The organism is Aquimarina sp. MMG016, assembly GCF_018100805.1.
Classification (GTDB): Bacteria; Bacteroidota; Bacteroidia; order Flavobacteriales; family Flavobacteriaceae; genus Aquimarina.
In genome coordinates this window covers 652,293-670,408 of the sequence record NZ_JAGJEA010000001.1, presented here as the reverse complement: position 1 = coordinate 670,408, position 18,116 = coordinate 652,293, and the positions used below count along the sequence as shown (strand labels likewise).

At 34.8% G+C, this 18,116-nt stretch carries 17 protein-coding genes; 8 read left to right on the top strand and 9 right to left on the bottom strand.

What is annotated here, in order from left to right; genetic code table 11:
• Positions 1-71: 71 nt before the first annotated feature.
• From J8M14_RS02895 to J8M14_RS02875, 5 genes are read left to right on the top strand one after another with little or no spacing between them, the layout of a single operon-like run.
• Entirely contained in the window at positions 72-941 is an 870-nt protein-coding gene (locus J8M14_RS02895) for a 3-keto-5-aminohexanoate cleavage protein (RefSeq protein WP_211072880.1), read from the top strand.
• Positions 942-943: 2 nt separating this feature from the next.
• Positions 944-1,747, top strand: coding sequence for an SDR family oxidoreductase (locus J8M14_RS02890; RefSeq protein ID WP_211072877.1), 804 nt, complete (start codon positions 944-946; stop codon positions 1,745-1,747).
• A gap of 2 nt (positions 1,748-1,749) precedes the next feature.
• Complete coding sequence (locus J8M14_RS02885) at positions 1,750-3,528, top strand: acyl-CoA dehydrogenase family protein (protein WP_211072876.1); 1,779 nt, start codon at positions 1,750-1,752, stop codon at positions 3,526-3,528.
• 11 nt (positions 3,529-3,539) lie between these two features.
• Entirely contained in the window at positions 3,540-5,045 is a 1,506-nt protein-coding gene (locus J8M14_RS02880) for an acyl-CoA dehydrogenase family protein (RefSeq protein ID WP_211072875.1), read from the top strand.
• 34 nt (positions 5,046-5,079) lie between these two features.
• A complete protein-coding gene (locus J8M14_RS02875) occupies positions 5,080-6,501 on the top strand; it encodes an aldehyde dehydrogenase family protein (RefSeq protein WP_211072874.1) in 1,422 nt (473 codons plus the stop codon).
• An 11-nt stretch (positions 6,502-6,512) separates the two neighbouring features.
• On the opposite strand, the gene J8M14_RS02870 is transcribed toward J8M14_RS02875, so the two are convergent.
• The 7 genes from J8M14_RS02870 to J8M14_RS02840 all read right to left on the bottom strand — a co-directional run bounded on the left by J8M14_RS02870 (position 6,513) and on the right by J8M14_RS02840 (position 12,170).
• The gene (locus tag J8M14_RS02870; RefSeq protein ID WP_211072873.1) at positions 6,513-7,043 is read right to left on the bottom strand and encodes a hypothetical protein; all 531 of its coding nucleotides are present in this window, start codon (positions 7,041-7,043) and stop codon (positions 6,513-6,515) included.
• Between the two features lie 67 nt (positions 7,044-7,110).
• On the bottom strand, positions 7,111-8,016 hold the full coding sequence (locus J8M14_RS02865) for a hypothetical protein (protein ID WP_211072872.1): 906 nt from the start codon (positions 8,014-8,016) through the stop codon (positions 7,111-7,113).
• A 116-nt stretch (positions 8,017-8,132) separates the two neighbouring features.
• A complete protein-coding gene (locus tag J8M14_RS02860) occupies positions 8,133-8,600 on the bottom strand; it encodes a CYTH domain-containing protein (RefSeq protein ID WP_211072871.1) in 468 nt (155 codons plus the stop codon).
• Between the two features lie 75 nt (positions 8,601-8,675).
• Positions 8,676-9,521 (bottom strand): DUF2911 domain-containing protein, encoded by an 846-nt coding sequence (locus tag J8M14_RS02855; RefSeq protein WP_211072869.1) that lies wholly within the window; start codon positions 9,519-9,521, stop codon positions 8,676-8,678.
• 5 nt (positions 9,522-9,526) lie between these two features.
• Positions 9,527-10,663, bottom strand: a complete 1,137-nt coding sequence (locus J8M14_RS02850; RefSeq protein WP_211072867.1) for a helix-turn-helix domain-containing protein — start codon at positions 10,661-10,663, stop codon at positions 9,527-9,529.
• Between the two features lie 32 nt (positions 10,664-10,695).
• Complete coding sequence (locus J8M14_RS02845; RefSeq protein WP_211072866.1) at positions 10,696-11,394, bottom strand: hypothetical protein; 699 nt, start codon at positions 11,392-11,394, stop codon at positions 10,696-10,698.
• A gap of 113 nt (positions 11,395-11,507) precedes the next feature.
• Positions 11,508-12,170 (bottom strand): NAD-dependent epimerase/dehydratase family protein, encoded by a 663-nt coding sequence (locus J8M14_RS02840; protein ID WP_211072865.1) that lies wholly within the window; start codon positions 12,168-12,170, stop codon positions 11,508-11,510.
• Positions 12,171-12,259: 89 nt separating this feature from the next.
• Between J8M14_RS02840 and dinB the strand changes: the two genes are divergently transcribed.
• Positions 12,260-13,366, top strand: a complete 1,107-nt coding sequence (gene dinB / locus J8M14_RS02835) for a DNA polymerase IV (protein WP_211072864.1) — start codon at positions 12,260-12,262, stop codon at positions 13,364-13,366.
• Here dinB and J8M14_RS02830 read toward each other — a convergent pair.
• Both J8M14_RS02830 and J8M14_RS02825 read right to left on the bottom strand, forming a co-directional pair.
• On the bottom strand, positions 13,349-13,618 hold the full coding sequence (locus J8M14_RS02830; RefSeq protein ID WP_211072863.1) for a helix-turn-helix transcriptional regulator: 270 nt from the start codon (positions 13,616-13,618) through the stop codon (positions 13,349-13,351). The two genes, dinB and J8M14_RS02830, sit on opposite strands and share 18 nt — an antisense overlap.
• Positions 13,619-14,069: 451 nt before the next feature.
• Positions 14,070-15,215 (bottom strand): methionine aminotransferase, encoded by a 1,146-nt coding sequence (locus tag J8M14_RS02825; protein WP_211072862.1) that lies wholly within the window; start codon positions 15,213-15,215, stop codon positions 14,070-14,072.
• Positions 15,216-15,422: 207 nt separating this feature from the next.
• Here J8M14_RS02825 and J8M14_RS02820 point away from each other — a divergent pair, with 207 nt between their 5' ends.
• Entirely contained in the window at positions 15,423-16,082 is a 660-nt protein-coding gene (locus J8M14_RS02820) for a succinate dehydrogenase cytochrome b subunit (protein ID WP_211072861.1), read from the top strand.
• Positions 16,083-16,096: 14 nt separating this feature from the next.
• The gene (locus J8M14_RS02815; protein ID WP_211072859.1) at positions 16,097-18,112 is read left to right on the top strand and encodes a fumarate reductase/succinate dehydrogenase flavoprotein subunit; all 2,016 of its coding nucleotides are present in this window, start codon (positions 16,097-16,099) and stop codon (positions 18,110-18,112) included.
• Positions 18,113-18,116: the final 4 nt, after the last annotated feature.

Genomic DNA, 18,116 nt, shown 5'->3' with positions numbered 1-18,116 from the left:
GTAATGAGATGTGTTTAATTGAAAATCAAATAAATAAAAATATTAGTAGTAGTTTAATAAACTGAAAAATTATGGCTTTTAAGAAAATGATTCTTTCTGCTGCGCTAACCGGAGCGGCGACTAACAGAACACATTGCCCTGATATTCCTTATACGCCACAGGAATTGGGGCTAGAAGCAAAAAGAGCTGTAGATGCAGGAGCTGCTATAGTTCATATACATGCTAGAGAAGATAACGGAATGCCGAGTTGGAGAACAGAAGTGTTCGAGGAAATTACAAAAGAGGTTAGAAAACACTGTCCGGATGTAATTATTAATTATTCTACAGGAGCAATTGGACTTTCTATCGAAGATAGATTGAAACACTTGCCTGCTACCAAACCAGATATGGCCGCATTCAATATGGGAAGTATGAATTATGCTATTTTTTCTAAAAGAGCAAAACAATTTATATGGAATGGTGTTTTTGAAAACTCTTTTGATGATATGATCAAAGTGGTAAAAATGATGAATGAGCATCAAATCTGTCCGGAAATGGAATGCTTTGATACTGGTCATATCAGAAATGCTGAACCACTTAAAGAAATGGGATTACTACCCGAGAATGCTTGTTATAGTTTGGTTATGGGTGTTATGGGAGGAATTCCTGCAACTCCAGAAAACCTATTGCACCAGATAAAACAAGTTCCTGAAGGTGCTTTTTGGCAATCTATAGTGATTAGCCGTAAGCAATGGCAACTTTCTGCCATTGCAGCTGCAATGGGAGGTAATTTTAGAGTAGGATTAGAAGATAACTTTTATTTACCTAATGGAGATATGGCAAAATCTAACGGAGAACTGGTAGAAGCAGGAGCTTCTCTTGCCAGAATGATAGGTCGAGAAATTGCATCGATAGAAGAAGCAAGAGAAATGCTTAATATTCCTAAAAAAGTAAAAGCTTAATTATGTTGAAATCAGGTACATTTAAAGATAAAGTAGCGCTGGTAACCGGAGGAAGATCTGGTATTGGATTTCAGATTGCTCAAGATTTTCTACAGCTTGGCGCAAAAGTTATTATTTGTTCCAGAAAGGAAGATCAACTTAAAGCTGCTGCTGATCAATTAGCCGAGTATGGAGAATTATCATATCAAGCTTGTGATATCAGAAAAACTGAGGAGATTCAGTCATTAGTTGCTATGATCAAAGAAAAATATAAGCGATTAGATATCCTTGTCAATAATGCAGGAGGACAGTTCCCTGCATTAGCAGAATATATAAACGATAAAGGATGGAATGCTGTGATAAACAATAATCTAAATGGTACTTTTTCTATGATTCGTGAGATGGCAAATGCCTTTTTTATTCCTCAAAAACAAGGTGTTATTGTTAATATTACAGCAGAAGTATACCGTGGATTTCCAGGGATGGCTCATACTGGAGCAGCTAGGGCAGGAGTAGAAAACTTGACTAAAACACTGGCTCAGGAATGGAGTGATTTTAATATAAGAATCAATTGCGTGGCACCTGGAATAATTGAATCTAGTGGATTGGATAATTATCCGAAACAGATTCAGGATATGTTTGAGGAAGCTCAAAAAGCAATTCCTTTGAAACGATTCGGAAAAGTAGAGGATGTTTCTAATGCAGTAACCTTTTTATCAAGCCCAATGGCTGAGTATATCACTGGAGTTTCTTTGATGGTAGATGGAGCTCAGCATTTAAGTTTTGATAAGATGGGCTTAGCCAATGTACTTAAATCATTTATGTAGTTATGGAATCGAAATTAGAAACAATTAAAGGTGGTGAGTTTTTGATCAAAACTAGTGATCCAAACACAATTTTTACTCCAGAGGATTATACCGAGGAGCAACACATGCTTCGAGATGCAATTCGAGATTTTATAAATAAAGAAATTGAGCCTCTTAAGGAAGTTTTTGATAGTAAAGAAGGTACAGAAATTGCTCCTGAAATACTTGAAAAGCTTGGTGAGTTAGGTTTTTTGGCTATCTCCGTTCCCGAAAGTATCGGTGGTATGGGTTGCGACATTAAAACTGATCTTGTTGCTTCTGAGGTTATGTCAGATAGTTTTTCTTTTTCACAAACATTAGGAGTTCAAAGAGGACTTGGTGTTAATACAATTCTTTTTTATGGAACTGAAGCCCAAAAAAACAAATACCTTGATGATATTCTCATAGGTAAGCTTAAATGTTCTTATTGCCTGACAGAACCCGGAGCAGGATCGGATGCTAATTCAGGAAAGACTAAAGCTACTTTGAGTGAGGATGGAAAGCATTATATTTTGAATGGTCAGAAAATGTGGATTACCAATGCAGGTTTTGCTGATATATTTTCTGTATTCTGTAAAATCGAAGGAGATGAAAACTTGTCCTGCCTGATTGTAGAAAAAGAATGGGGTGTAAAATTAGGTGTAGAAGAAAATAAACTAGGAATACACGGATCATCTACCAGGCAAGTATTTTTTGAAAATGTAAAAGTACCTGTAGAAAACCTTTTGGGTGAAAGAAATAAGGGGTTCAAGATTGCAATGAACGCACTTAATATGGGTCGTTTGATGATAGGTGTTGCAGGATCTGCAATCGGTAAAAGAGCTTTTAGATTAGGAGTACAATACGCTAATCAACGAGTACAATTTAAAAAGACGATTTCATCTTTTGGAGCCATTCAGGAAAAGATTGCCAAGATGGCTATTGATATTTACGCTATAGAATCCGGGTGGAATCGGTTGGGAGGTGATATGGATAATGTTTATGATGAATTTATTGTAGAAGGATTAGACCCACTTAGAGCTAAGCAAAAGGTGGCCCAGGAATTCGCTGCAGAATGTGCTATGATAAAAGTTTTTGGATCGGAGGTAGAGCAATTTGTGGTTGATGAAGCCTTACAGATGCATGGAGGAATGGGCTTCTCTGGAGAAAGTGAAATTTCTATCCATTATCGAAACATTAGAGGTAACAGAATCTATGAGGGAACTAATGAAATTAATAGATTAGTGATACCGGGTACCATCTTAAAATATGTACTTAAAGGAAAACTGCCATTAATTCAATCTGCTACGCAGGCCTTTCAGGATTTGCAATCTGGTAATCTAAAACCAGCGGATAGTAATAAATCATTTAAAGAATTTGCATTAGACTTTTTAGAGAATTGTAAAAAATCGGCAATACTTATTAGTGGTCAGGTGATGCAAAAATTTCAACAGGACATTCAGGAACAGCAGGAGGTGTTGTCGCGTTTGGCAGATATCATTACGCAAGTATACATTTTGGAAGGAGTAATCCTTAGAACACTAAAAAATCAAGAGAAGAACAAGGAAATACGAGAAGCTATGAGCTCTATATGCATGCATACATCAGCTGGTCATATTAAAACTGCTGTTAAAGAAGTGGTTTCAGCTTCTGCTGAGGGAGATATAGCACTAATGACTATTAAAGCAATCAATAAATTATTACAATTACCAGTGCGTAATATTATAGAAGACAGAAGAACAATTGCGACACATTTCATTAAGGAAAATCAGTATAAAATTTAAAAAAGCATACAATGAAGAGTTATTATTTTAGCGAAGAACATGAGCTATTTAGAGAAAGTCTGAGAGCTTTTTTAAAAAAAGAAGTAATACCTAACATTGATCAATGGGAAGAAGATCGTCTTATTCCCAGAGATATCTGGAAAAAAATGGGAGATATGGGGTTTTTGGGACTTTCCTATCCAGAGGAGTTTGGTGGATCAAATTTGGATTTCTTTTATGATGTAATATTTTGCGAAGAAATAGCTAAAGTATTTTCCGGGGGCTTTGCGATTACCCAAACCGTAGTTCAATATATGTCTGGGCCGTATATTCTAAAGTATGGTTCCCAAAGACTTAAAGAAAAATACCTCCCAGGAATTATTTCCGGTGAAGCCATTAGTTGTATTGGAATCTCAGAACCAACTGCAGGATCTGATGTAGCTAATATAAAAACTACAGCAATGTTAGAAGATGATCATTATATCGTTAATGGTTCGAAAACTTTTATCACTAATGCCGTTTATGGTGATTTTGTGGTATGTGTGGTCAAAACGGATTCAAAAGCTGGCCCTGAAGGGGTAAGCCTATTAATTGTGGATTTGGATAAAGAAGGTGTGAGTAGAACAAAGTTAAAGAAGCTAGGATGGCATGCATCGGATACGGCAGAGTTAGCTTTTGATAATGTAAAAATACCTAAGGAAAACCTTATTGGAGAAGAAGGTCAAGGGTTTTACTATTTGATGGGAGGCTTGCAAGTAGAAAGATTGGCAGGAGCGATATTAGGCTATGCCGCTTGTGAGGCTGCAATGGAATATACTTTGAAATATATGTCAGAGAGATCTGCTTTTGGAAGACCAATCAATAAGTTTCAGGTATTAAGACATAGAATGGCACAATTGGCCTCAGAAATAGAATCTTGTAAGCAATTTGTACTGCATTGTTCAAGATTAAATAATGACGGTAAATATGCAGTAAAAGAATGTTCTATGGCTAAATTACTAGCTACAGAATTATCAGACAAAACAATGACTCAATGTTTACAATCGTTTGGTGGTTATGGTTATATCGAAGATTTCAAAATAGCAAGAATGTTTAGAGATAGCCGTATTGGAACCATTGGAGGGGGAACATCAGAGATTATGCGGGAAATTATAGCCAAAATGGTTATCGATGATGTGTCATATAAAGAAGCAGAAAATAAATCAAACAATAATATAACTAAAAACAAGAATAGCGTTATGAGTAATTTGGAAAATGTATTATCAACAATTCAAGAAAAAGCAGGTAAAGCAGATAGCCTAAACAATACATTAAAGTTTAATTTTGGTGATGAGCAATTGTATATTGACGGAACTGGAGATAAAAACATCGTTTCTATAGATGATAAAGATGCGGATTGCCAGGTAGATGTAGGGTTTGATGATTTTATGTCATTAATCAAAGGAGAACTGAATCCTATGGGAGCGGTAATGAATGGTAAAGTAAAGATCAAAGGAGATATGGGAGTAGCTATGAAGCTACAATCCTTATTTGCTTAAAAGAGATAGTTTTAATGATTTTCAAAGATGAATTATGGCTACTGAACTTAATGAAACGCCAATTTCTGTAATAGAAGAGATATATGCTGAGCAGCAATCCCATTATAGATTTGTGGGAAAGACGAATGCAAAAGAGCGTATTAAGAAACTGAAGAAATTTCAGAAATCGATCTTAAAATTTCGGAAGGAATTGCAGGAGGCAATGTGGAAAGATTACAGAAAACCTTCAGCAGAGGTAGATCTTACCGAGATTTATCCTGTTCTTACCGAGATCAGATTTGCTATAAAACATCTACGAAATTGGATGGAGCCCAAAAAGGTTCCTGCTCCGATAACCATGATAGGTTCATCCTCTTGGATTCATTATGAGCCCAAAGGGATGTGCCTCATCATCGCACCATGGAATTACCCAATGCAGTTGTTGTTTGCGCCTTTAGTTTCCGCGATTGCTGCAGGGAATTCGGTTATACTTAAACCTTCAGAATTTACTTCTCATGCTGTTAGTGTGATGAGGTTAATTATTGAAGAAACATTTGAGAGAAAAGAAATTGCTATGGTAGAAGGTGGTGTAGAAGTATCCACCACCCTACTTAGTAAGAAATTTAGTCATATCTTTTTTACGGGAGCTCCCGAGATTGGTAAAGTTGTGATGTCTGCAGCTGCTAAGCATCTATCAAGTGTAACTTTGGAACTAGGAGGGAAGTCACCTACTATTATTGATGAAACAGCAGATCTTAAAGCTATAATTCCAAGAATTGCCTGGGCTAAATTTATCAATGCAGGGCAGATTTGTATCGCACCGGATTATGTGATTGTTCATGAGAGTAAAAAGGATGATTTTATTAGAGGTTTGACCCATCAGATTGTTAAGAACTATGGGGATGATGCTATAAAATCACCGGATTATCTTAGAGTTATCAGTTCTAAACATTTTGAGAGATTAAAAGGGTATTTAGAAAATACTATCCAAAAAGGCGGAAGTGTTGTTTATGGGGGTGCGTTGGATGAAGAGGATAGATACATCGAGCCAACTTTGGTTATGGATCCACCAAAGGATTCTGATCTAATGCAATATGAAATCTTTGGGCCAATACTTCCTATTATCTCATATAAAGATAAAGAAGAGGTTGTCGAATTGATTAATACTAAAGAGAAACCGTTGGCAATGTATTTATATAGTCGAAGTAAAAAAAATATCAAGTACTTCCTGGAAAACACTAGTTCTGGCGCTTCTTGTATCAACATGTCAGCAATTCATGTTGGTAATCCTAATTTACCTTTTGGAGGCATCAACAATAGTGGTATTGGTAAATCCCGAGGACATTATGGGTTTATAGAATTTACAAACGAACGAGCCATGTTTAAGCAAAAACTACCCAGTGCCATTGAGTTTATGTCACCTCCTTATACAGAATTTAAACAAAAGCTGATTGACCTGACACTTAAGTATTTCTAATTTTCCATTTTCTATCGAAGTGGAAACCCTTTTGCAGCCCACCAAGGGTGTACCTCAATAGTTAGGCGACCTGCTTTAACCATTGGATCAAGATTTGCAAGACTATCTGCCATTTTTTGGGTTGGAGTATTGTAAATTGTGATACCGCGAATATCTCCATCATCTCCAAAAGGCCCCGAAATGTCGGCATATCCTTCTTTATACATTTTTCCTAAGTGCTCCATATGCAGTTTTTGAAGGCTATCAGCTTCTTCTTTGCTTTGGGAACGATTTGCCCCTCTTTTTAAAAAGGCTATAAAATATTGTTGCATAATTATGGTGTCTCCGGTTTCTTTATCTATATATTCGAAAATCTGAAACCCATCTTTTTCTAATTCATCTTTAATAGATTTAGCTGAAGGTTTTGTCTCAGTAACAATATTAGGGGTAGTTTCGGCCTTTGGAGCAGGTATTTCATTAGGTTGTTTGCAAGACGAAAGCAATGTGAATAATGAAAAAATATATATAATCTTTTTGCGAAGAGATAAGTATAGATATTTCATGACGAACTATTTTAAGATAAATCACCATCAAATATAATCATTTGATGGTGACCTTATGTGTTTCTAACTATCTAGCGGTATATACCAACCCAAAGGAAAAAGCAGATTCTTTGTTATAATTTCTACCATCCAAAGTAGTACCGTAACTTGCAGAAGCTCCGAAATTGTTTTTATATATAGGAACGTAAAAATCAAATGACAGATTCGTAAAATCTACTTCAGTTTCAGGAAGAATAGCGGGACCACCTGCTTGTCCGAATTCAGGAGTTCCAATATCCAAACCAGACATAGAGTTTTGTATATCTAGTTTGGCATGCAGATAAATAAATTGATTATGATATCCAACTTTAGCACTATAAACTGTAGCATTTGGAATGTCAAAATCGCTACTATTTCTATAGCTGTATCCTAATTGAATCTCGGCAAAAATGTTAATAGGAGTTGAGTATTGAAAAATTGCTGCACCATTTACAGTAGTAGCTTTATTTCCTAATGATAATACTCCTGCTCCTTCATAATCACTAACCGGAAAGGTAACTCCTGTTGCTCCTCCTATACTTATGTTGGAAGAATTATTAAATTTTTTTCCTAAAACCTTAGCTTTTAGGAAAATGCCCAGATCTTGAACTCCATAGACTTCATCTACTTGTTGAATAGGGTCTGGAGCCCCGTCTTCGCTTTGAACAGTTATGTAAGGTAAATTCACTGTAGAAGATAACCAATCTGTTATGGCATATAAACCATAAATAGAGAATATCGAAGACGAAATTTCTCCCAATCCTGCTGGATTACCATCAGAGAGTTCTGATCCACGATAAAACTGATCGTAACTCTTAAAAGAATAACTGGATGCAACAGTAAATGTATTCTTTTTAGGGTAAAAACCATCTACCGGAATCTGTGCATTAACGTTTAAAAAAGGACAAAAAAATAATACTATCCCGACTAGGGATTTTTTAGGTTTGAGTAACATATTTTCTAAATTTGGTTAATATTAAGTCCCAATAGACGAATTGATAATTCATCCCTTACGAGAAAAATATGTTACTGTTTTGTTAACTGTGGAAACTAAATAAGTGGTTTACTTTTTTACCATAGAGAATAGGGAATTTTGCTCAATTGTGAGTTGTAATATCTATTATCTCCGGTAACTTCTTTTCCTAACCAATCGGGCTTGGAAAAAGTTTCATTTTCATTATTTAATTCGATTTCAGCAATGATTAACCCTTCGTTTTCGCCAAAGAATTCATCTATTTCATAAGTATGCGTTCCGGATTTAACTTCGTAGCGTGTTTTTTCGATAATTCCTTTCTCACAAAGAGGAAGAAGGGCTTCAGCATCAGTCACTGTGATTTCCTTTTCCCATTCAAAACGAGAAGTACCAGAGTTATTACCTTTTCCCTTAACAGTGATAAACGCTTCCTCTCCTTTGATACGAATACGTACTGTTCGTTCGGGATCAGTATTCAGAAACCCTTGTACAATACGATAGCTGTTTTGAGCTTCGGTTTTAAAGGCTTCAGCAGTAACCAGAAATTTACGTTCTATTTCGATCATATCAATAATTTGTCATTCCTGCGTAGGCAAGAATCTATTTTTCTTATAACAAGTTTATTAGAATCAAAATATAGCCTATCTCTCCCATTTTTCAATAAACTTTTCGTTTAATCTGATAAAGTCCTTATTTCTAGCCTTTTTAGAAAGCTCTAAGGATTGTTTTGCGACACCAATAGCTTCAGTTTTTCTGCCAAGATCTGCCAGGATTAATGCTTCTCTATACACTTGAAAAAATAATGGGTTTTTACTTTTTGTAGCCTTTTGGATATATATCAAAGCTTTATCAAGATCTTTTCCTACTTCGTGCAAATACAATGCTACCTGAAAATAATCAAAACTGGTTGGTCCTGATAGTGTTTTTTCGATATTAGCCATTGTTTTATTATGTACTTCTACTTTTAGAGGAAGCATAACTTTACTATTTTCCCAAGCAAAGACCAGTTGTGCACTATCCAAAGAAATTTGATCGATATAGATCATAAATGTTTCCATTGTATCTTTTAATGAATTGATATTAGCGGTAAATCTTGCAATAGGTTTACTATTGACATAAGAATTCCAATTGCTTGATTCATATGTATAAAAATAAACCTCCCAACTGGCTGTGTCAGGCTTAGTGAGTATGGTATAAGAGCCTTTTTCTAATGTTGTATCAAATATTTTAATATTGTCACTAAATGTAATTTTGGTTGCAGCGTTGGCACCTGTTCTCCATATTTCGCCATTTGGCAATAAACCGCCTTTTCCAAAAATGGTACGCTCTCTTTTACTTGGTCTGGAATATTCGATTTCAATACTGGTTAGTCCAACTGTTTGTATTGTTCTAGATGATGGGCTTAGGGCAGGTATTTGAAGTTGTCCGATTATTGGATTACTAAAAATAATTATGCAACTAATTAAGAGATATAGATTTCTTTTCATTTTTTTTATGGCTTATGAATTGTTTGTTCGTTTTTGATTGATGAATTTGTAAAATATACCTTGGGAGTCGATCCCATTAAATCTTTAAATGATTTATTAAAGGTGGTTTTAGAATTAAATCCTGCCTCCTGAGCTAGGCCAAAGAAGGTCATGCTTTTGGCTTTGTCCGTTTTTGCAAGTTCGATAAACTCTTTGATTCTGTAGTAATTGATATATTCAAAAAAGTTCATACCAATACGCTCATTGAGTAAACGTGCAATTTCTGGGTTACTTACACCAAGCATTTCTGCCAATTCTGATTTTAATAATTTTCTGTTGAGGTACGGTTTTTTTTCCTCCATTAAATGCTCTAATTGTAATTTTAAAGCTTCTAGTTCTGTGTTTGATAATTTAGATTGCGCATACTTTTTTGGAGTAATTATAGTAGTAATACTAAACAATTTAGGCTCTTTCATTCCATAAAAAGTAATAAACAGGATAATAAGGGCAATACTTATCCATATCACTTGCCAGCTTAATTTGCTAAGACCCACATATCCCAAAACCCAATAAACAAACAAGGTGAACCAACAAATTAAACAGAACCCTACTGCAATAAGAAAATTCATAAAAAATTGAGATTTTATGTGGTAGCTCAATTCATTTTTAAGATCCTTTTTGAATTTTAAAAATATCTTGAGACTCAAGGCCCAATAGGTAATGTTAAAAATCAGCCCTATCGTGATAAAAAATAGGGTGAATCTGAAGTTTTCCCCACTTTCTGTTCTGGCTTTTAATATCTCATCAGAAGGTAATATAAAAGCAACTGTAACAAATATATTATATACTACAGCAGGTAGATAATGAAACAGCTCTCTATAAGAGAATGGTTTGTTCAATAAACTGGATCTGGTAAACAAATAAATGGTGGCACCAAAAAGTAGGGTGGCAAATTCGGAGAAAATAACCCAGCGATAATTATCACCAAAATAACCCGAAATATACAATACACGTCCTGTCAATCCTATGGCTAAAACAAGTACCAGAAAAGCTACATACCCGTTGATGCTTTTTCTTTTTTTAGGAGAAAGCACATAAATAAATAGTAGGAATAAACTTTGAAAATACCCAAAATAAACTAATTGATTTAGGATGGACTGCATATTTGTTGGGATCTGTTTTCGAGGTTAATATACTAGTTTAATACAAATTGGTTTACATGTAATACACCATTATGGTTCATGGCAAGATTTTCTTTATAAAAAGCATCAAAATCTTCTTTACTGTCCCATTGAGTAATCACCAGTAGATCAGGGTTATGATAATATCCAATAGGTGATTTTCCGTTGGTAAGTTGTAGAATGTTTTTTCCTCCATTTGCCGTTGATTTTTGTAACCAAAGGTTTGTAAATTTTTTAAAAGATGCAGCATCTTTTTTCCAATAAGATGTGGCTACATTGTATTTGTTCTTATCGATTTTAAAAGAAATATCTTTTGGCATTTCATAATACGTTAAATTAAATATAGACCACATATTTCTTCGTTGTACATGAAAATCCGGAACCACATCTTCGATTTCTGAAATAAACTGTTCACGATTTTTTAAGTCATTCCATTTACCAAAAATAAAAGTAGTAGGTTGAATGTTTCCCTGGGTTGTTTCCTTAATACTAAATCCAGGTTGTGGTCGATAAGTTCTTTTAAAAGCTACAGGAAAAGCAGTCTTTTTGTATTTCTCAAAGTCTTTTTCGATATTTGGCTTATTGGTTAGTAAAAGAATATCCAACACTTCTCCCTTCTTAAAACTAAAGGATTTTATATTAGATTGAGCAAAAAGACTTAAGGAAAATAAAAGGGTACAGCATACCAGTGTGATTTTTTTTAATAGCTTCATAATTCTTTGTTTTTTAATAATAAATACTTTTGGACAAATGTAGAAGCTGTTCTGGATGTTTGGTAATAATAAGGGTTTAGAAAGATACGGATACGGTAAATGAACCAATTGTACTACTTTTTAAGGGCAATTTCTTGGATCTCATCAGAAATAATTCTTTTTTGATGAAACTTGTGGTTTGCCAACCAAACCATTGCTGAAACGATCGTTTCAGGGTTGATTGTTCGATATTTTTTGAAGGAACCAATCAGTAAAGGATTAAAAACTTTCATCAATTGTTTAAAAAAGTACTCACCAGGACGTTTTTCATAACGTTGCCCACCAATTAAAGAAGGTTGTAAGATATGCGTTTTTGGAATGTCAAATTCTAAAACCGCTTCTTCCATTTCGCCTTTGGTTCGATTATAGAATACACGACTTTTAGGATCAGCTCCTAAAGCTGAAATCACAATCAAAGTTGAAATTTTATTGGTTTTACATAGTTGGGCAGCACTTACAGGAATTCCATAATCTATATTGTGATATAGTTCTTTGTCTGGAGTTTTGGCATTGGTAGTGCCAATACAACAAAAAACTTCATCAGCGATAAAGTCCTGAGCATAATTTCTTAGTTGTAAAAGATCTACCAAATGTTCTTCGATTTTAGGATGTGAAATGTTTACACTGGATCTGGAAAACAGTTTAATTTTTTCATATCGATCATCATCCATTAATTTTTGTAACAGAATCCCTCCGGTTAATCCTGTTGCGCCTAATATGATTGCTGTTTTGAGCATTTTAGATTCGTTTGTTTTGTAAAGGTATATAAACACTATTATTACTTTAATGAAAGAAGCTCTAAATTTGTAATGAATTCACTTTTCTTTTGGAAGAACAAATACCACATAGAAAGATCATACACGTAGATATGGATGCCTTTTATGCTTCTGTAGAGCAAATGGATAATCCTGAGCTTAGAGGAAAACCATTAGCAGTTGGAGGAGGAGGAAAACGTGGAGTGGTTAGTGCTGCAAGTTATGAAGCTCGCAAGTTTGGTGTACGATCAGCTATGCCTGGTTTTACAGCAAGAAAGCTGTGCCCGGAATTGATTTTTGTAAGACCTAGATTTGATCGATATCAGGATATCTCAAAACAGGTACGAAAGATATTCTTCCAGTATACGGATTTGGTGGAACCGCTATCATTAGATGAGGCTTATCTAGATGTTACCGAAAATAAAAAGGGAAATCCCAGCGCGACTTTGATTGCAAAAGAAATTAGGCAACAAATTTTTGATGAAGTTGGTTTAACAGCTTCTGCAGGAATATCGATTAATAAGTTCATTGCCAAAGTTGCCAGTGATTATAATAAACCCAATGGCCAGAAAACTGTAAATCCTGAAGAGGTAATTGAATTTCTTGAAGACCTTGATGTCAAAAAATTCTACGGAGTAGGTAAGGTCACCCAAGCTAAAATGTACCAGATGGGTATTTATACCGGAAAAGACCTGAAATCGAAATCCGAAGAGTTTCTAACACAACATTTTGGTAAATCTGGTGGACATTACTATCGTATCGTTCGTGGAATTCATCTGAGCAAGGTAAAACCGAATCGCGAGCGCAAGTCTTTGGCTGCGGAGCGTACTTTTAGTGATAATATTTCTTCAGAGATTTATATGCTGGAGCGGTTAGAAAGTATAGCCGAAGAACTCCAAAAACGTCTGAAACGAAGCAAAGTGGCCGGAAGAACAATTACTTTAAAAATCAAGTATAGCGATTTTTCATTACAAACTCGAAGTAAAACATTACCATATTACGTAAGTGATGCCGATATCTTATTAGAAACGGCAAAAGAGCTGTTGTATCAGGAGAAGATGAAGAATTCTGTACGATTACTTGGGATTTCACTTTCTAATCTGAATACAGGTAAGGAAAAGAAAAAAGACACCAAAAAGGATGAGGTGGAAATTATTCAGTTAAGGTTTGATTTTTAAGTTTAAGGAAGATTCGAATTCTTCTGTGATCTCATCAGCTGGAACGAGATAGCATTTGAAATCTAAGGCATTACATATTTTTAAAAAGGCTGATAAGGACATATCAGATTCATTATTAAAGTAACGACTTAATGAGCTCTGAGAAATATTAGTTAATTTATGAAGTTGGTAATTGGTATATTGCTTCTGCTTCATTCTGGCTTTTAATGTTTCAAAAACCTCTACTTTTCTATTTTTTTTGACGTCTTCCATGTTTATAAAGATATTACTTCCAAATATGCAACATTACTTCCAAATATGCAAATTTTGATGTGAAAATGGGGATTTTTACCCATAAATCGCAACTTTATTGTTGATAATATTGTTAAAAAGTATTTATGATGTTCAATTTAGAATAAAAATTAACATTTAACTTTATTGTAAAATAGAAAGGAGGTGTATGGTGGATGAATTTTTTTCAAAAAGAGCCAAATAATGGAAACAAGATTTGGCTCCTAATTGCAGTCCTTACATTGGTTTTAGAATTAATAGTGGCGCTATATAATTTCAGAAACCTCTTCCAGTAAGGATATTTCTTAAAAATTGTCAACCTAAAGGTTGGCAATTTTTTTCAAAAATATAAATTAAAAATAACTAAAAAAACTCAGAAAATAAAATATAGTAGACATTATCACTAGATGTATAATGTTTGCTAAATTAGGCTTCAAATACCACACAAAATATCAGCCGCTCGTTTCAAAGTTTCATCTGTCTTCGCAAAACAAAAACGTAGTACTTTATCATCTTGTTGATTTAGATTAAAAACGGATACAGGAATTGAAGCAATTTTATGTGTTGCAGTTAACCTTTCGGCGAAAGCCACATCATTTTCATCTGTAATCGCAGAATAATCCAATAACTGAAAATAAGTTCCCGAAGTAGGTTTAAAGGTAAATCTGGAATCTTTAATCAAAGAAAGAAACAAATCTCGTTTTTCTTGATAAAAACCAGAAAGTGATAAATAATTCTTAGGAGTTTTTAGATATTCACTAAGTGCGTATTGCATCGGATGATTACTGCAAAATACATTGAATTGATGTACTTTTCTGAATTCTGTCATCAATTCTTTAGGAGCGAGACAATACCCCATTTTCCAACCAGTAGCGTGAAATGTTTTTCCAAAGGAAGCAGTTATAAAACTACGCTCGGCTAATCCCGGAAATTTTGCAGCGCTTTGATGTTCCTGATCATCAAAAATAATATGTTCATATACTTCATCACTTAGTAAAATGATATCAGTACCCTTTAATAACTTTTCTAATTGTAACATATCGTCCTTAGTCCAAATTGTTCCACTTGGATTGTGTGGTGAGTTGATAATAATCATTTTAGTTTTGGAACTAATTTTGGAAGCAACTTCTTTCCAATCTACGGTAAAATCAGGTGCTGACAATTGTATTGGAACAATCGTTCCATTGAATAATTCTATAGAAGGTTCATAAGAATCGTAGGCTGGTTTAAAAACAATGACCTCATCTCCAGGGTTTATAAAGGCAGCAATAACAGTAAATATTGCTTGCGTTGCTCCAGCTGTAATTGTGATTTCGGTTTCAGGATGATAAGATTTATGATATAAGCTTTCGGTTTTTTTAGAAATGACTTCTCGTAGTGATAGCAAACCGGGCATTGGAGCATACTGGTTGTATCCTTTTTGCATACCAATAGTAACTAAATCTATGAGTTGCGGGCTAACCCCAAAATTAGGAAAGCCTTGAGAAAGGTTAATAGCATTATGCCGGTTAGCCATTTGACTCATTATTGTAAATATTGTTGTAGATACCTCTGGAAGTTTGGATATGATATTTTGCATATGGTAAAAGTAAGATATTTGTAAAAATCAATATGTTTTTTTGTTGAATCTTAAGTTGATAACTCAAACGATTTCGTAATAAAGTTTAAACAAAAAGGATTTCATATTTTAAATTCATTATAAATACTATATAAAGCTAGTATAAATGTTGTTAAAAAGACCTGCGAGCCTTACTTTTGCTATCGAAATTTTTAAACATTTTAAAAAATGGGTGGATTGATAAAATCTTCAATAGCTAGAAAAGTAGCGATGGCACTTTCGGGACTTTTCTTAGTATTTTTCTTACTTCAACATTTTAGCATCAATTTTACGTCGGTCTTTAGTCCGGATATTTTTAATGAGATTTCTCACTTTATGGGGACTAATCCAATAGTGCAGTTTGCGCTTCAACCTGTGCTAATTTTTGCAGTGATTTTTCACTTTGTTATGGGGTTTGTATTAGAGCTTCAGAATAACAAAGCACGTGCTGTTAAATATGCTAAGTATAATGGAGGTGCGAATGCTTCTTGGGTATCTAGAAATATGATATACTCAGGATTGGTAGTGCTAGCTTTTTTAGGATTGCATTTCTATGATTTCTGGGTTCCAGAAATCGTTTATAAGTATGTAGAAGTAAATCCAGAAATTCCTACAAGATATTATGAAGAACTGGTGCATAAGTTCGAAAGTCCAATCCGTACAGGATTGTATGTGCTTTCCTTTGTGTTTTTAGCCCTGCACTTATGGCATGGTTTTGCTTCTTCATTTCAATCAGTAGGTTTTAATAACAAGTATGCCGCTGGCGCAACCAAATTTGCAAAAGCTTTTGCAATTGTTATTCCTGTTGGTTTTGTTGTAATAGCTATAGTTCATCATTTTAATCATTAAAAAACACCACTATTATGTCAATTTTAGATTCTAAAATACCTGAAGGTCCACTGGCAGATAAGTGGACGAAACATAAAAATACTATTAATCTCGTTAACCCAGCCAATAAACGTAACATTGATGTGATCGTTGTGGGAACTGGATTAGCAGGGGGAAGTGCAGCTGCTACATTAGCTGAGCTTGGATATAATGTAAAAACATTCTGTTATCAAGATTCTCCGCGTCGTGCTCATTCGATTGCAGCGCAGGGAGGAATCAATGCATCAAAGAATTATCAAGGAGATGGTGATTCTGATTATCGTTTGTTCTATGACACCGTAAAAGGAGGAGATTATCGTTCTAGAGAAGCAAATGTATATCGTCTTGCAGAGGTTTCCGGAAATATAATTGATCAATGTGTTGCACAAGGAGTGCCATTTGCACGAGAATATGGAGGATTGTTAGATAACCGTTCTTTTGGAGGAGTTTTGGTATCCCGTACTTTTTATGCTAAAGGACAAACAGGACAGCAGTTATTGCTTGGAGCATATTCTGCAATGAATCGCCAGATCAATAGAGGAAAAATAGAAGCTTTTAATCGTCATGAAATGCTAGATTTAGTAAAGATCGATGGAAAAGCAAGAGGAATTATTGCTCGTAATTTAGTTACAGGAGAAATTGAACGCCACTCAGCACACGCTGTGGTATTGGCCACAGGAGGTTATGGAAATGTATTTTTCTTAAGTACTAATGCGATGGGTAGTAATGTAATGGCAGCTTGGAGAGCACACCGTAGAGGAGCTTTCTTTGCTAATCCTTGTTATACTCAGATTCACCCAACTTGTATTCCGGTATCCGGAGATCATCAGTCTAAATTGACTTTAATGTCAGAGTCATTGCGTAATGATGGACGTATTTGGGTACCTAAAAGAATAGAAGATGCAGAAGCAATCAGAGCAGGTAAATTAAAACCTACTCAACTATCTGAAGAGGAAAGAGATTATTACTTAGAGCGTCGTTATCCTGCATTTGGTAACCTTGTTCCACGAGATGTAGCGTCCAGAGCAGCAAAAGAACGTTGTGATGCTGGTTTTGGGGTAAATAAAACTGGAGAAGCTGTGTATCTTGATTTTGCAGCGGCTATCCAACGATATGGACAAGAGAAAGCATTAACCTCAGGAATTCATAATCCATCTAAAGAAGAAATTACTAAACTTGGAGAAGAGGTTATTGAAGCTAAGTATGGTAACCTTTTCCAGATGTATGAGAAAATCGTTGACGAAAATCCATATAAAACACCTATGATGATTTATCCTGCGGTACATTATACTATGGGAGGTCTTTGGGTAGATTATAACTTACAAACAACAGTTCCTGGGTGTTATGCCGCAGGGGAAGCTAATTTCTCTGATCACGGAGCAAACAGATTAGGAGCATCAGCATTGATGCAAGGTTTAGCTGATGGATATTTTGTATTACCATATACAATTGGAGATTACCTATCTCACGATATACGTACCGGAAAAATTCCAACAGATACTCCAGAATTTGATCAGGCCGAGAAAGATGTTAAAGAACGTATCGAAAAGCTGATGAGCGGATCAGGACAGAACTCCGTTGATTATTACCATAAGAAATTAGGTAAAATCATGTGGAATAAATGTGGAATGTCTCGTAATGAGAAAGAACTAAAAGAAGCAATTGATGAAATTGCAGCTTTACGTGAAGATTTCTGGAAGAATGTAAAAGTTCCTGGCGCTGCGGATAGTATGAATCCCGAGCTGGAAAAAGCAGGAAGAGTAGCAGATTTCTTGGAATTAGGAGAATTATTTGCAAAAGATGCTTTAGATCGTAATGAATCTTGTGGAGGTCATTTTAGAGAAGAATCTGTAGAGCAATCAGGTGAGCAAAAAGGAGAAGCACTAAGAGATGATGAAAACTTTAAGTATGTTGCTGCTTGGGAATACAAAGGAGAGCCTAAAGATGCAGTACTTCATAAAGAAGATTTAGTCTTCGAAAATATTGAATTAAAAACACGTTCTTATAAATAAAAAG